The sequence below is a fragment of the Psychrobacter sp. Pi2-52 genome (assembly GCF_904846705.1).
GTDB lineage: Bacteria > Pseudomonadota > Gammaproteobacteria > Pseudomonadales > Moraxellaceae > Psychrobacter.
Genome location: NZ_CAJHBS010000005.1, coordinates 131,435 through 147,500, shown reverse-complemented (window position 1 = coordinate 147,500; position 16,066 = coordinate 131,435). Strand labels below are relative to the sequence as shown.

At 42.9% G+C, this 16,066-nt stretch carries 11 protein-coding genes; 8 read left to right on the top strand and 3 right to left on the bottom strand.

The genetic code is table 11. The features are described from left to right. Positions 1-69: 69 nt before the first annotated feature. The gene (plsB, locus tag JMY00_RS04845) at positions 70-2,874 is read left to right on the top strand and encodes a glycerol-3-phosphate 1-O-acyltransferase PlsB (RefSeq protein WP_201579310.1); all 2,805 of its coding nucleotides are present in this window, start codon (positions 70-72) and stop codon (positions 2,872-2,874) included. A gap of 102 nt (positions 2,875-2,976) precedes the next feature. Here plsB and ettA read toward each other — a convergent pair whose 3' ends face one another. Next, positions 2,977-4,638, bottom strand: coding sequence for an energy-dependent translational throttle protein EttA (gene ettA, locus JMY00_RS04840; protein ID WP_057757965.1), 1,662 nt, complete (start codon positions 4,636-4,638; stop codon positions 2,977-2,979). Between the two features lie 402 nt (positions 4,639-5,040). On the opposite strand from ettA, the gene JMY00_RS04835 reads away from it, so the two are divergent. The 4 genes from JMY00_RS04835 (at position 5,041) to JMY00_RS04820 (ending at position 8,844) form a co-directional block, all read left to right on the top strand. Then, positions 5,041-6,294, top strand: coding sequence for an iron-sulfur cluster-binding domain-containing protein (locus tag JMY00_RS04835; RefSeq protein ID WP_240990656.1), 1,254 nt, complete (start codon positions 5,041-5,043; stop codon positions 6,292-6,294). Between the two features lie 158 nt (positions 6,295-6,452). After that, positions 6,453-7,901: an acyl-CoA desaturase gene (locus tag JMY00_RS04830; RefSeq protein ID WP_201579309.1), complete on the top strand. Its 1,449-nt coding sequence runs from the start codon at positions 6,453-6,455 to the stop codon at positions 7,899-7,901. 198 nt (positions 7,902-8,099) lie between these two features. After that, the gene (locus JMY00_RS04825) at positions 8,100-8,393 is read left to right on the top strand and encodes a GNAT family N-acetyltransferase (RefSeq protein WP_201579308.1); all 294 of its coding nucleotides are present in this window, start codon (positions 8,100-8,102) and stop codon (positions 8,391-8,393) included. A 157-nt stretch (positions 8,394-8,550) separates the two neighbouring features. Then, positions 8,551-8,844: a 4a-hydroxytetrahydrobiopterin dehydratase gene (locus JMY00_RS04820; RefSeq protein WP_201579307.1), complete on the top strand. Its 294-nt coding sequence runs from the start codon at positions 8,551-8,553 to the stop codon at positions 8,842-8,844. A 133-nt stretch (positions 8,845-8,977) separates the two neighbouring features. On the opposite strand, the gene JMY00_RS04815 is transcribed toward JMY00_RS04820, so the two are convergent. Continuing rightward, positions 8,978-9,133 (bottom strand): DUF1328 domain-containing protein, encoded by a 156-nt coding sequence (locus JMY00_RS04815; RefSeq protein WP_082624527.1) that lies wholly within the window; start codon positions 9,131-9,133, stop codon positions 8,978-8,980. 502 nt (positions 9,134-9,635) lie between these two features. On the opposite strand from JMY00_RS04815, the gene JMY00_RS04810 reads away from it, so the two are divergent. Beyond that, positions 9,636-10,922, top strand: a complete 1,287-nt coding sequence (locus tag JMY00_RS04810) for a saccharopine dehydrogenase NADP-binding domain-containing protein (RefSeq protein ID WP_201579306.1) — start codon at positions 9,636-9,638, stop codon at positions 10,920-10,922. A gap of 752 nt (positions 10,923-11,674) precedes the next feature. Next, positions 11,675-12,253: a hypothetical protein gene (locus JMY00_RS04805; RefSeq protein WP_201579305.1), complete on the top strand. Its 579-nt coding sequence runs from the start codon at positions 11,675-11,677 to the stop codon at positions 12,251-12,253. 116 nt (positions 12,254-12,369) lie between these two features. On the opposite strand, the gene JMY00_RS04800 is transcribed toward JMY00_RS04805, so the two are convergent. Beyond that, on the bottom strand, positions 12,370-14,916 hold the full coding sequence (locus JMY00_RS04800; RefSeq protein WP_240990655.1) for a Tex family protein: 2,547 nt from the start codon (positions 14,914-14,916) through the stop codon (positions 12,370-12,372). Positions 14,917-15,294: 378 nt separating this feature from the next. Between JMY00_RS04800 and ompR the strand changes: the two genes are divergently transcribed. Continuing rightward, a complete protein-coding gene (ompR, locus tag JMY00_RS04795; protein ID WP_201579304.1) occupies positions 15,295-16,053 on the top strand; it encodes a two-component system response regulator OmpR in 759 nt (252 codons plus the stop codon). The last annotated feature ends 13 nt before the right edge of the window (positions 16,054-16,066 follow it).

Here is a 16,066-nt window from a genome sequence, read left to right as displayed (position 1 = left end):
CTATATATCGCTTTGGTGGCTTTTATGGCATCATAAGCGCAACATATTTGACTATTTTTGATACTGATTATGATACCGAAGTTCCTAAAAAAACGGATTTTTAAAGCGCCGGTCGCGACTGACCGTGCGTCTGAAACTGACACTGCTGAAACTGATGGCAATGCAATCGCTACGAAGCCTTATTCTAATGCACCGATCAATCAGCTGTATCGTAAGCTGTCTGGTCAGATGCTCGATATCGCCGTAAAACCTAAGTTATTAGGCGAGCTACCTGAGTTCGACAATGATGATCAGACGCTACGGTTTTATGTACTACAGGACTATTCTCGTTCCAACAGTATTCTGATTGATTTGCAAACGCAAGAGCACAACTTACCGCCAGCACTGGTTGGAGTAAATGATGCCGCCCATAATATTAAAGAAAATGCGGCCATCATATTTTTGAATCATCCAAGTGCCAAAGACAGTCAGCTGTCTCCTCGCCTTTCTCGCTTAGTATCTGCTGTGTTGCAATATCCAGAGTTGAAAGTACGTCTAGTGCCAGTATCGATTCTGTGGGGACGCGCACCTGAAAAAGAAGATTCGCTATTTAAGCTACTGACTGCTGACAACTGGCAAGACCCTAGCATCACTAAGCAATTATTTAATATCGGAGTAATGGGCCGCGACACTTTTGTACAGTTCCACCCACCGCAAGACTTACGTACCGTTATCAATGATAATCTTAAAGGTGATGTGGAAGGACCTGCTACCTTTGACTCAGTTGCTACAGATGCACTGAAAGCAAATTTAACAGCGACGGATTCACTCGATACAGAGTCAACGGCTACTAACAGTGATGGCGCAGCTGACGCTGAGCAGACACCAAGCTATGCGCTAGTCGCATCGGCTGATAGTAATCGTGAACTGGTTCGTATGTTGCAGCAGCAATTGTCGATTTATTTAGATAAGCAGCGCGCCAGTATGCTTGGCCCAGATCTATCAGATAGACGCAACTTGGTAGATAAGCTGGTGTACTCGCCAGCGATTAAGCATGCGATCGAGATGGAAGCGGCCGAAAAAGGGACTAGCGTTCGAGAAGCTCGCAGTCAGGCCAGAGGTTATGCTAATGAGATGGTCAATGACTACTCTCATTCTATCATCCGTGGTTTTTATAAATTTCTGACATGGTTGTGGACGCAGTTGTATGACGGCGTAGAAGTCCATCATTTCGAGCGAGTACGTGACCTTGCGACCGATTATGAGCTGATTTATGTGCCTTGTCATCGCAGCCATGTTGATTATCTATTACTGTCTTATGTCATCTACAAACGCGGCCTGAGTATCCCTTATGTCGCAGCAGGTGACAACTTAGATGTGCCTGTATTAGGCCCACTATTACGCGGTGCCGTTGCTTTTTATATTCGTCGTAGCTTCCGTGGTAACGCGCTATATACCGCTGTACTGCGCGAATATATGCATACCCTGATCACACGCAACACCCCGATTGAATACTTTATCGAAGGTGGTCGCTCACGTTCAGGTCGCTTGCTACCGCCAAAAATGGGTATGCTAGCGATGACCGTCCATAGTCAGCTACGCCAAACCAATAAGCCTGTAGTATTTATTCCAACTTATATTGGTTACGAGCGCATTATGGAAGGCGGCACGTATGTCGGCGAGCTAAAAGGTAAGCCGAAAGAGTCAGAGTCTTTAATCGGGCTGCTTAAAGTTGGCCGCAAAATCGAACGTATCTTCGGTAATGTGCACTTGAGCTTCGGTACACCGTTGCACCTTAGTGACTTTATGACAAAATTCGATGTGCCAGCCAATAGCTTGCCATCCGATCGTACTGACTCGCTGCTTGATGAAAAGACCAGCGCTATGGTTGATAACATCGGCGTAAAAGTCATGCAGCATATCAATAAAGCTGCGGTCGTAACCCCTGTATCCTTATTATCATTGGTTCTACTCTCGGCACCGAAAGCAGCATTGGATGAAAATATCTGCCGTGAGCAAATCGCTTTGTATCAAGGTCTGGCTCAGCAGCTGGTCTACTCAGATGATACGGTTATCACTGATATGACGCCGCAGCAAATCATTGATTATGGTATTAAGCTAAAACTTATTGAGCGTACGCCGCATATCTTGGGCGATATCATTCAGGTCGCAGGCAAGCAAGCAGCGTTGCTCAGCTATTTCCGTAATAACATCTTACATGTCTTTATTTTGCTGTCGTTCCTGTCTGCACTAGTCGCACGCAACGGACGTATCAAACGCAGCCGTCTTGATAGCATCGCTGAGCAGCTATATCCGTTCTTACAAAGTGAGCTATTCTTATATTATCCAGCACATGGCTTGGCTGATACGCTTAATAAGAAAGTTGACAACCTGCTGTCTCATGGACTCATCGTTGACTTGGGTGATGATACGCTCAGCGTTCCTGAATCTAATAGCAAGCACTATCAGCAGCTGCAAGTACTGGCAACTCCAGTTGGTCAAAGCCTTGAGCGTTACTTTATGACGCTTGCCCTACTTGCTCAGCAAGGCTCCGGTAATTTGACTGAAAATGAAGTTGTGGACCTGTGTCACCTGCTTGGGCAGCGTTTGTCTGTGCTTTATGCAGATGATATTCCTGACTTCTTTGATCGCGCCTTGTTTACCAGTTTCATTAGTGCGTTGACTCGTCTTGACTATCTACAAAAAGACGATGAAACAGGCATACTGACTTTCGACCATCGTATTAATGACATTGCTCATCATGCTAAGTACGTGTTAACGCCTGATATGATGCAAATATTGCAACAAGTCGCTAGTTTGGACGAAGAAGAAATCACTCACGCCATTACTGAGATTAGTAATAAAAAGCAGCGCAAGTTTGGGCGTAAGCGTTAATTTTAACAACTACCCACACCCTTTGAAATTTTACGCTAAACAAAAAAAGACCGCTAACGATTAGCGGTCTTTTTTTGGTTTGGACTATATTAAACAGCCGTATTAGTTCGTAATTTTCTTATACTTGGCACGTTTAGGACTGGCATCGTCACCCATTGTCTTTTTACGATACGCTTCAAACTCAGTATAGTTACCGTCGAACCAAACTGGACCTTCTTCTTCAAATGCCAAGATGTGGGTTGCGATACGGTCAAGGAACCAGCGATCATGCGATACGACCATTACTGTACCTGGGAATACTTGAATCGCATCCTCTAGTGCACGTAAGGTTTCGATATCCAAATCGTTTGATGGTTCATCGAGGAGCAATACGTTTGCGCCTTGCTTTAGTGTTTTCGCTAACTGCAGACGGTTACGCTCACCACCTGATAATTGACCGACGTGCTTTTGCTGATCTGAACCTTTGAAGTTAAAACGTCCGATATAGGCACGGCTTGGCGTGGTGTAGTCGCCAACCGTAATAATATCAAGGCCGTCAGAGACTTCTTCCCACACGGTTTTGTTATCATCTAGATGATCACGTACCTGACCGACATAGGCAACTTTAACACTTTCACCCAAATCGACTGAACCTGTATCTGGGGTATCACGCTCAGTAATCATGTTAAATAGCGTGGTTTTACCTGCACCATTTGGACCGATAATACCAACGATACCACCAGCTGGTACGTTAAAGCTTAGGTTTTCATACAGCAGACGATCGCCAAATGATTTAGAGATGTCATTAATCTCAATAACCTTGTTACCCAAACGTGGACCAGGTGGAATATAAATCTCAGAAGTCTCATTACGTTTTTGGAACTCAGTTGAGTTCAACTCTTCAAAACGCTGTACACGAGATTTAGACTTAGCCTGTTGGCCTTTTTGGTTTTTGCGAATCCACTCAAGCTCTTTTTTCAGCGCTTTAGCAAATGATTCTTCTTGCTTGTTCTGCTGCTCTAGACGCGTGTTCTTTTGCTCTAGCCACTCGGTATAGTTACCTTCATACGGATAGCCATGGCCACGGTCAAGCTCCAAGATCCACTGAGCAACATTATCCAAGAAATAGCGATCATGGGTAATGGCAACGATCGTACCGCTGTAGTTCTGCAAGAACTGCTCTAGCCATGCAACAGACTCGGCGTCCAAATGGTTGGTCGGTTCGTCAAGTAGTAGCATGTCAGGGCGCGACAATAGCAGACGGCATAGTGCCACACGGCGTTTCTCACCACCTGACAGTTTGCTAACGTCCGCATCCCATGGTGGCAGACGTAGCGCATCGGCTGCTTTTTCTAGCTGGTTATTTAAGTTGTGCGCATCCCAAGACTGGATGATATCTTCCATCTTGCCTTGCTCTTCAGCAAGCTTATCAAAATCAGCATCAGGCTCTGCGTATTCAGCATAGATAGCATCTAAACGTGCTAGCGCATCTAATGCTTCGCGCATACCGTCTTCGACATTACCACGAACGTCTTTACTGTCATCTAGCTGTGGTTCCTGTGGCAGATAGCCAACTTTGGTACCTGCTTGCGCGCGTGCTTCACCACTAAACTCAGTATCGACACCTGCCATGATACGGAGCAAGGTTGATTTACCTGAACCGTTGATACCCAAAACACCAATTTTGGCACCAGGGAAAAACGATAGGTTGATATTTTTTAGGATTTCACGCTTAGGGGGAACAAGTTTTGACACGTTGTTCATCGTGTAAATATATTGAGCCATTAACACTCCGATAGACTGCATAGAAGAGAACAGCAAATGCAACTCAGCGATGATGCCAAGCGTGCCGTACCTCAAAATCAGGGTTACAAATTATAGGTCATTATCGCATTGTGGCGCATACCCTGCAAGCTGACAGGTTGTTTTACCAGTTGTTTTACTGTTTTTGACAGCAGGCTATGCCTTTTGGCTATAAAACTCGCTTTAAAAAATAACTCAAGGAGTCTTATCTTAATGAACTAACTTAACATTTTGATTCATTAGCGTTTTATAAAGACCACAAAAAATAGCATCAAAACTTTCGCAAATTTAATCAATAGCCGTTAGCATATTAGTGTGGCTTAACAAGGTCTATCGGCTCGATTTCATTTTCGATTATTAGAATGAATTATGAACTGACTTTGTATGCGTTACATCATTCACTTTCATAGCAATCATACAGGTACTGATAATATGGCCAACGGCTATCGCCCTGAAATTATTCAACGTGCGTTTGTTGATTTTATCGGATCGCGCTTACATCCGTTTTGGTCATTGACGACTCCTAAGTTACGCCTGATCGCACGCTATACATTAAGTGATAATTTGATAGCACTTCGTTTTGAGACCAATAGAGCCTTTAAACAGCAGACTTCTGAGATGATGGGTGGTTGGCAAGGCGGCCAATATCTCGATTTGCGCGTTTGTATCGATGGAGTTTATCACCAGCGTAGCTACTCGATAGTAGGTTTGGCGCATCAACCCCTCTGGTGGCGCGACGATACTACCGAGAGCCATACGGCAGACCAACGACATACGGTAACTATCGCGATTAAACCGCAAGGGTTGGTATCTAACTATTTAACCAAACAGATGCCACTGGCTAGCGTCGTTGATACAAGCTTGCCACTGGGTCATTTTACTTTAGCACAGGCAAAGGCAAATTTAGACCATAGAGAACCAGATAACCAAAAACTAAACCCTTTATTATTTGTCGCTGGTGGTAGCGGTATCACACCTATGCTCGGACTTATCACTCAAGCCCTGAATAATGGGCACCATGTGACGCTATTGCATTACAGTCGAACTGTTTTATCCAAGCTGCAACATCAATGGCAACAGCTGAGCGATATATATCCAGACTTTATTTATCATTTAATCCATACTGAAGAGCCGACTACCTATTTGGCTGGCACACGATACTTAAGTGTAGAGGGTCTGCTGTCACTAAACTTACCTCTAGCAGATACGCAAATATTTGCCTGCGGTTCACAAGCGTTATTAGCTGGCTTATATAAAGCCGCCGCAGAGATAACTTTACCTATAGACAAACAGCTGCGCGATAACATCATAGTAGAGAACTTTGGTAATGCCCTAGCTAATGTTGATAACGGTAGCAATCAAACATTCGATAAAACGGTACCTGTAGAAGAACACACTGTCTATTTGCGGTCACGGCAACGACAGTTTAACAGTGACACGACCATACTGGCTGCGGCTGAGAATGCAGATGTACGACTAGCACATGGTTGCCGGCAAGGTATTTGCCAATTGTGCCGCTGTAATAAAGTCAGCGGCGTGGTCAAAAACGTCCAGACAGGGAAAGTGAGCGGGGATGGTTACGAGTCTATTCAGACTTGCATCAATATTGCCATGACTGATGTGGTTCTCGATGTTTAATGACTGATTTAATAGAACGACTGGCTCAATAGAAAGCATATGCTAGACAACCTATGAGAAATAAAAGACAAACGTTACTTTATAGACTACAACTCAGATAACTTATCAAACCGGATGCAGTGCTGCTTATTCATGCCGTTTCGGTTAAGGATTTATTTATGCGCTTATTACCACCCGTTACTACGCCACAATCTGCTGTGCCTATCTTGACGCCTTTGTCCGATGCACAACTAGCGAAAAACGCGCCTTTACCTTTGACGCCGCAAACGCCTTACACGCAGCTTAATGATGAAGCAATCAATGATAGCGATCAGCCAGACACGTCAACACGGACTCGCTACCCAACAGTAACTGACGCCCCTCTATCAAAGCCTCAAAGTGATGCTTTAGCTGCAGAGCTCAATGCCCTGTACAAAAGCGTTATGGACTCGCTAGGTAGTGAGGATGCACGCTACATACAGCGAATATATGCCACCGTGGTATATAGTGAAATTATCGCCCGTGGTCTACTTGCAGCGGCTGGGCGTATGCCATCGAAACGCAGTCTGGTCGCTAATTGGCTACTAGGTACGTCTTTACTTAGCTTTAGCAAAATATTGAACAACATGGAGCTGGGTCATAACGTCATGCATGGTCAATATGACTGGATGCAACACCCGCACCTTAATAGTCAAAAATTCGACTGGGATATTGTCTGCCCTGCTCCACTATGGCAACACTCTCATAATTATTTACATCATACTTTTACCAATATTGTTGGCCGTGATCATGACGTAGGCTATCACTTGATTCGAGTGACTGACGAGCAGCCTTGGGCGCCAGAAGATCGCTACAATATGTTTAGTACAGCGATACTGGCATTTGGCTTTGAATGGGCGGTAGCCTTTCATGACATCCAAATCAGTGCAGATGAATACGCTGACTCTCCTGATCTGCACAAAATCATGCAGCAAAAGTCTCGTGCGTTATTTGCCAAAATTGGACGACAAATAGGCAAAGACTATATTGCACTGCCGTCTGTAGTTGCGCTGACACTAGGTCGTCGTAGCGCCTTTAGTACGTTGAGCGGTAACATGACTGCCAACACTGTCCGTAACCTATGGACGTGGGCAGTGATTTTTTGCGGGCATTTCACTGAGCAAGCGCATATCTATACCCATCTCGATGCCAATGAAAGTAAAGGCGACTGTTATGTACGCCAAATCCTTGGCTCTAGCAATATCAAAGGCAGCAAACGGTTCCATCTTTTAACAGGTAACTTGTCTCATCAGATTGAGCATCATATATTTCCTGATATGCCAGCCGGCCACTATGCAAAGATTGCGCCGCAGGTACAGGCCATATGCCGTAAGTATGGTTTAAGCTATAACACTGGCCGCTTTGGTACGCAACTCAAGCAAGTACTGGGACGTATTTATCACTTTAGCAAACCTAGTGAAAAAGAATGGCAAGCCTATGTACAGTCAACGAAAAATGCAGATAGTACTACTCATAAAGATGATAGGTCAGCTGTCAATTTAGAAAACAAATTAGCGATAGAGAACACTGATGGTCTCACTCGCTTTTTGCCTCCAGTCGTCCGTAAAGCCATATCCTATGCATGGTGACATATTCATATTTGCAACTAGATACGGCCATGATAAGGTAGGACGGAAGATATAGATGACGTTAACAGTCGTCCTATCAACCATTACGGTAAGGGTCTAGATTATTAAGCATCAAACCTACATACTAAACTGGTACTATTAAATTAATAAGAATTTAGTTACTAATAAAAATTTGATAATAAGAAATGGAGTATATTAATGAGTAATCAAGCCTCTAAATCAAATCTAGACATTGTTCATAATCAAGCAGCGAACCGCTTTGAGACATCTATCGACGGTCAGACAGGTTATATTAGCTATCAGGACAGTGCTGACAAATTGGTCTACGATCATACTATCGTACCGCAGCAATTAGGCGGTCAAGGCGTTGGTTCAGCACTCGTTAAGCACGCATTGAATTATGCACGTGAGCAAGACAAGAAAGTGATACCACAATGCTCATTTGTCGCGTCATACATTAGCAAACATCCTGAGTATCAAGATTTGATTTAACTGGCTACGTAGTTAGGTTCAACTAATTCGTTAACTAAGTTCAGTTAAGTGATATCGGGTGAAGCAGAAAAATATGCAAATATTTATTTAGCATAGGAGACATACCCCAGCACCACTTTTAATAAACCAATTCGACATAACAATAAAGGTTATTAATATGAGTAGTTTATCTGACAAACAAATCAATCTACAGCTAGAAGAGCTTGCTGGTTGGCAGCGTGACGGCAATAGCATCGTCAAGACCTATCACTTTAGCGATTTTATCGAGGCTATGAGCTTTATGAATCAAGCGGCATTTCATGCTGAAGCGCTTGAGCACCATCCAGAATGGCGTAATACCTACAATATCGTAGAGGTTCGTTTAACCAACCACGATACAAGTGGTATATCTAGTCTGGATATTCGTTTAGCCAAGCGTATGGAGCATATTATTCAGCCTAAACGGTTGTAGTAGAAAGTCTATAATGCATACCTTGATACTAATTATCTTGGTTCTGTACTGATTATCATAGTTGAAGCAGACAAAAAAAGACCCTCAATTGAGGGTCTTTTTTATAGTAGGTATTTACAACGATAAGCTGTATTTACATTTTACGACTGACAAAGGCAACGATAAACAAAATCACAGCGACTGCTAAGAAAATGTATGCCAAATTAGCAGACAATCCTGCGACACCGCCAAAACCTAGGAAACTCGCTAATAATGCGATCACTGCAAAAATAATAGCCCAACGAAACATAATCTTCTCCTCAAATAATGGTAAAAAACAGATATTAGAATTTATATAGCATCTATTTAACTTGTTTTTATCTAATGCTAGTTATTACTGTTTACGCTTATAGATTAGCAATGTTCGTCTCTAAAAAACGTTCATTTTAGTAATAATATCGGTAGGTTATGTAAAGTTTGTAGTAACTGTTAATGTCTCATACCTCTTTTTCCTTAATAGATGATATTTTCGAAATAGAATTATATTTCTGAATACAGCGTTATTTAACTGAGAGTTCTTAAACTAAGCGCTTTTTACCTGAATGTGCTTTTATTGAATACTCTTTTACTGAACGCTACTCTTCTAACTGTATGCATAACTATTTTAAATTTCTAACGTTATATGCAATGTCGTATGGGAGGTAGGCTGCAAACTATAAACTGTAGCGACCTCACAAACCTCTAACCTAATCAAACGACTTGGTTTATAGTTTACTATCCACTTATTCTCAAATCTATTAAGGACAATACATATGGATACCAATACGGATACTGAAACCCCTATACAAAAAACCAGCGGCGACACACGCCCTTATGCAGTTGTTCTATATGGTGCGACAAGCTTCGTCGGTCAGATCACTGCCCACTATTTAACCAATTTTTTATCAAATAATAAGAACGAAGATGGCTCAAATGTATCATGGGCAATCGCAGGTCGTGATGAAGATAAACTCAATAAGTTGCAGGCCAAACTTGAGAGCAAGGTAGACATTATTATTGCCAACAGTAACGATGCTGCCAGCCTTGATAAGATGACAAAGCAAACTCAAGTCATCATCTCAACTGTCGGCCCATATCTGAAATATGGTGAGCCACTGATTAAATCTTGTGCTGAAAACGGTACAGATTACGTCGATCTTACTGGTGAGGCTATTTTCATTAAAGATATGATGGACAAGTACCAAGACACTGCCAAGCAAAGTGGTGCCCGTATCGTAAACTCTTGTGGTTTTGACTCTATCCCGTCAGATTTGGGCGCGTACTTTACCCAAGCCAAGGCAGAAGAAAAGTTCGGCGAGACCTGTAATGTCATTCATATGCGTGTCAAAGCAGCGAAAGGTGGGATCTCAGGCGGTACTATCGCATCGATGGCATCAATATTTGAAGAAGCTGGTGAGGACAAAGCACGTCGCAAACAAGTGGCCAATCCATACCTGTTAAACGATGATGCCAACGCACCAAACGTACGTCAGGATAATGTTAGCAAACCGGTATATGACAGCAACCATAAGCGTTGGTTAGCACCGTTCGTCATGGCGACCATCAATACGCGTATCGTCCATCGCACTAACCAATTGCTCAGCTATGAGTACGGTCGCGATTTCAAGTATGACGAAGCGATGTGGATGAAAGATGGTGTCAAAGGAAAACTGTCTAGCTATGCTATGAGCGCAGGTTTATTGGGCTTTGCCACTGCGATGATGATTAAACCAAGTCGCGAGTTACTATCCAAGCACGTCTTACCAAAAGCTGGCTCAGGCCCTTCTAAAGACGAGCAAGAGAACGGCTACTTTGATATTCGTCACTTTGGACAAACGGCCAAAAATGACACTATTACCGTTAAAGTAACAGGTGATAGAGATCCTGGTTACGGCAGTACTTCTCGCATGATTTCGCAAGCGGCATTATGCTTGGCACACGATATCAGCAAAGAGGACGTTGGCGGTGGGTTCTGGACACCAGCATCTGCGATGGGTGATAAGCTAATAGCTCGCTTAGAAGCGCATTCTGGTCTTAGCTTTAAAGTAGTTGATAGTTAATCTATTGAGTGATAACAAAGGCTCAATGTCTTTACGACCGTATCTTGGTTTCGAGATACGGTTTTTTTATTGTCTACTCTAAATATTTAGACGAAGATTAAATTAAGAATAACGTACTTTTTTGGTGAACAATGTTTCTGTTTACCGATTATTTAATACTTTATGATACTAACCACTAATCTAATATTGCTACTATCGTTTTATAAACATTGTAGAAAAATTATATGTAAACATTAGTTTAATAAAGTATATGTTATCAAAGGATTTATATAATAGAACTTAAGAATTATCTAAACACTAGCTTTAAATCATAAATAAAAATTTTTAAAATAATTCTCTATAACACTGATAGATAGCCTTAAAAAGACTATTAATAACAAACAGCTAAGTTCAAATAACAACTATAAGCAATCAAATATTCATATTTTTAATACTAGAGACATTGTTAGATATTTATTATTAACAGACTCACTTATTAACAGCTTTAATAACACAATCAACCTTTGCTACTAATGAATCTTTAATAAAATTTAAAGACAGAGTGCTAGCTAGACTTTAAGTATGGCAGTTTCATAACGTCACAAGAAAACATTAAACTGTTAGAACCTTAATGAGTTTGCTACTGAAATATAAACTACATCGTTGATAATTTGCATACAGTAGTTGTAGACACTTTTAAATAAAAACAGCTCATCATTGAATATGAGTTATCGTTTTTAACTATTGCTAATTATGTATCATGGAGTTTTATAATGAAAAAGAATATTTTATCACTAATCGTCGGCGCCAGCCTTGTATTGCCAACTATGGCAATGGCCGCACCCGTTAACAATAGCGATCTAATGCCAGCAGATATGCGTAATACTGCTGTCGAGAGCACTGTACAGGCTGAAATAGAAGGTCCTGATGGTGAGTTGCTAGCGACCCAACCTGGCGCTGTAGATGTCGAAGCGTCAAATACTGCTGATGTCGATATGGACATGGATAATGAAGCAGATGAAATGGACGACGAAACTGACGATATGAATAATGAAGCACGCGATGATAACGCAGCTTTGATGAACAACGCTCAAGCAACAACCAATGCGGCAGCAATGACTAATGCTACAACTGCTCAGGCTCCTGTACAGAACGCTCAAGCGCCTAATATGCAACACAGCAATGCAGACTATCAGCCTTTAATCGCTGGTGAAGCGGCTACTGAAAACAAAGTTGCAGATGCTGCTAGTACGTTGCAAGAAAAGAAAAAAGACAAGCGTGGTGAGTTATTAGCTACTCAGCCAGCAAACGTACAGTTTAAAGAAAACCGTCGTATCTCTGTATCACGCTAAGCAGATAGTTAGTTTATTTGATTAGTTTGTAAGCGTATTACTTATATAAAAAGGCAGCCATATGGCTGCCTTTTTTGTTATACCAAACTATAAATTTTAGCTATTTTTAGCAGTATTTATTTCTTAGCTTTAGTCACACCAGCTTCTTGTAATAAAGCGCCGAATGTACCCATTTTACTTGAGGCTTCAGCTTTATCATTTTTTACTGGCTTACTACGATTGCTCGCGTTGTCTTTATCCTGACGTTTGCCACGTGGCTTAGACGGACGTTTGTCAGCAGCTGGACGGCTATTATTTGGACGGTCACTATTTGCGTTATTATTGCGTGGACGACTGGTTTTCTCACCATCTGTACTAGCTGTCGTAGACTTGGCAGCCGTACGGACAGGTTTTTCAGATTCAGGTTTCATGCTAAAGCCGATACGACCACGTTTTTCATCGATAGAGATAACCCGTACCGAAACGATATCGCCAGGTTTGACACGATTCATAGGATCTGCGACAAAGTCATTGGCCATCTGTGAGATATGTACCAAACCATCCTGATGCACACCGACGTCAACGAAACAACCGAAGGCTGTTACGTTCGTTACCACGCCTTCTAAGGTCATACCTTCGCTCAAATCTTTGATACTATTGACGTCATCACGGAAATTGGCCGTTTTAAATTCAGGACGAGGATCGCGAGCAGGTTTGGCAAGCTCTTCGATAATCGCTTTTACGCTGACATTATCGTCATTAGCAGCCAGTGTAGTCGTATCGATAGTATTTAACACGCCATCATTACCGATGACTTCTGACAATGGCTTGCTCGCTTGTGCAAGTAAACTATCGACCAATGCATAGCTCTCTGGATGCACACCAGTGGCATCTAATGGATTGCTACCATTATGAATACGCAAGAAACCGGCTGCTTGCTCAAATGTCTTAGCGCCTAGACGTGGGACGTTTTTAAGCGCTTCACGGCTATCAAATGCACCGTGCTCTTTGCGATAAGTGACGATTTGCTGCGCCACATTGCGGTTAAGACCAGCGATATGAGCCAAGATAGCTGGGCTCGCCGTATTTACATCAACGCCAACCGCGTTTACGCTGTCTTGAGTGACTTTATCAAGGCTATCTGCAAGCTGGTTTTGATTGACGTCATGCTGATATTGACCCACACCAATGGCTTTTGGATCCACTTTAACGAGCTCTGACAATGGATCTTGCAAGCGACGTGCGATAGAAACCGCGCCGCGCACAGACACATCTAGATTAGCAAGCTCATCACTGGCAAGCTCACTGGCAGAATAGACCGATGCGCCTGACTCATTCACAATGACGGTTTTGGCTTTGAGTGCATCGTTCGCAGCCAAAATCTCTTTGATCATCGCATCTGTTTCGCGACTTGCCGTACCATTACCGATAGCGACCAAATCAACGTTATAAGTGCTCAACAGCGCATCGATGACTTTTTTGGCTTCATCCATCTTATTATCAGGTGCAAACGGATACACCGTCGCAATAACAGGTTTCTCTTCACTATCTGACATCACATGACCTTGCGCATCGACGATGGCCATTTTTACGCCATGACGGATACCAGGATCAACGCCCAAGATCACTTTAGGACCTGCTGGCGCAGACATCAGCAGATGCTGTAGATTGCTAGCAAACACATCGATCGCATCTGCTTCTGCAGCTAGGCGCTTTTCAGTCAATAAACGATGCTCGATATGCGGACGCCATTTGTCTTTCCATAAGCTACTGGCTGCTTCTACCAAAAACTCACGGCGTTCTGCTGGCGCTTTGGCATCGACGTCGAAATGACTGATGATCTTTTCGATAAATGGAGCGTCTTCGCCTTCAATTTTTAGACCCAAGACATTTTCTTGACGACCACGTAACATCGCTAATAGGCGATGGTTAGGTAGACGGGCAAGGCTTTCGCTATGTTCAAAGTAGTCTTTGAATTTTTCGCCGACTTCACGCTTTTCCTCACTCGCAACGCTCGATACGATACTGGCAGTCTTCGCAAACCCGCTGCGCAAGTTATCCAACAAGCCCAGTGCTTGTGTCCACTCATCGACGATAATGGCTTGTACGCCTGCGAGTTGTTTTTCGATATCGCTAAAATCAACCTCGATTTCATTACCACTGTCATCAGTGATACTTGACTGGACTTGATAATCAGCCAAGGCATCCGTCGGGGTGATTTCTTGGGTCAAGACCGCTTGGGCAGCAGTATCAAGACCAGCGGCGCGAGCTTTGGCAGCAGGTGAACGACGACGCGGACGATATGGCAGATAGATGTCTTCAAGCTCAAGCTTAGAAGTCGCGTTATCAATGCGCGTCTGTAGCTCGTCAGTCATATTGCCCTGTGTGCTTAACAACTCAGTAATTTTGAGGCGACGTGTTGCCATGTCACGCTCATAATTAAGCGACTTCTCTAAAGCACGCAGCTGCGCATCATCAAGATTCTGAGTCTTCTCTTTGCGATAACGCGCAATAAAAGGAACCGTCGCGCCTTCATCATAAAGTTTGACAAACGCATTGACTTGAGCAGTCTTAATGCCAAGCGCGCGAGCAAGCTTGTCGTGAATATTCGCGTGTGTGGTTGCATCTAAAACCTGTGCATTTGTCGAGGTTTGAGATGACGTTAAGGTATCAGTGCTACTCATATACGTATCAATCGTTGAGAAATGTAGCTTTGCATTATAGCAAAAGCTGCATGAATAAAAATCCTTTTTATCTTTTCGTTATTTATTGCGCTTTTTAGGACGCAAATCGTTCTATATCACACATCCTATGGACTTGTTAAACAAACGCATACAGCATTTATTATCATGGGTGATGCAATTCTCGGTGCAATCTTATACACTAAAGTATCAATAACACAAATATTGATATGTGCTGACATATTGAACAATAGTTTTTAATTTTATGAAGTGCTTATTCGTAACCAATAATTAAATAATGATAATTAGTGGCAGTGTTTTTGCTCATAGCTATTTACTTGTATTTTCTGATAACAATAATTTTTATAAAAGGATGCCTGTATGACTGATAACAACAGCCCTGACACGTTGACTCAGCGTATTTTAGTCGTCGATGACGATGCTCGTTTGCGCTCTTTGTTGCAACGCTTCCTAGAAGACGACGGTTTTGTCGTTCGTACTGCTCATGATGGCAGTCAAATGGACAAACTCATGCAACGTGAGCTTTTCTCTTTGGTCGTGCTCGATTTGATGCTACCGGGCGAAGACGGTATTAGCATCTGTAAGCGCCTACGTGCAGACAATGCGGATATTCCAATCATTATGCTGACTGCTAAAGGTGGCGATGCTGATCGTATCGCAGGTTTGGAAGCGGGTGCAGATGATTACCTGCCTAAACCGTTTAACCCAAAAGAGCTATTGGCGCGTATCAAAGCGGTGTTGCGTCGTCAAAACCGTGAGCTTCCAGGGGCACCAAGTCACCAATTAGAAGTGGTTGAATTTGGTCCATGGACACTAGATCTATCGACTCGCACGCTCAAACGTGATGGGAATGTCGTCACTTTGACGACAGGTGAGTTTTCGGTGTTAAAGGCTTTAGTTCAGCATCCACGTGAGCCGTTGACCCGTGACAAATTGATGAACCTTGCTCGTGGTCGTGAGTGGGGTGCGATGGAGCGCTCTATCGATGTGCAAGTATCGCGTCTGCGTCGTCTGATTGAAGACAATCCTTCACAGGCTCGTTATATCCAAACTGTTTGGGGCGTGGGATATGTGTTCGTTCCTGATGAAGCTGAGGTCGAAACTATCAAGAGTGAATAACTTTTGGCTGATC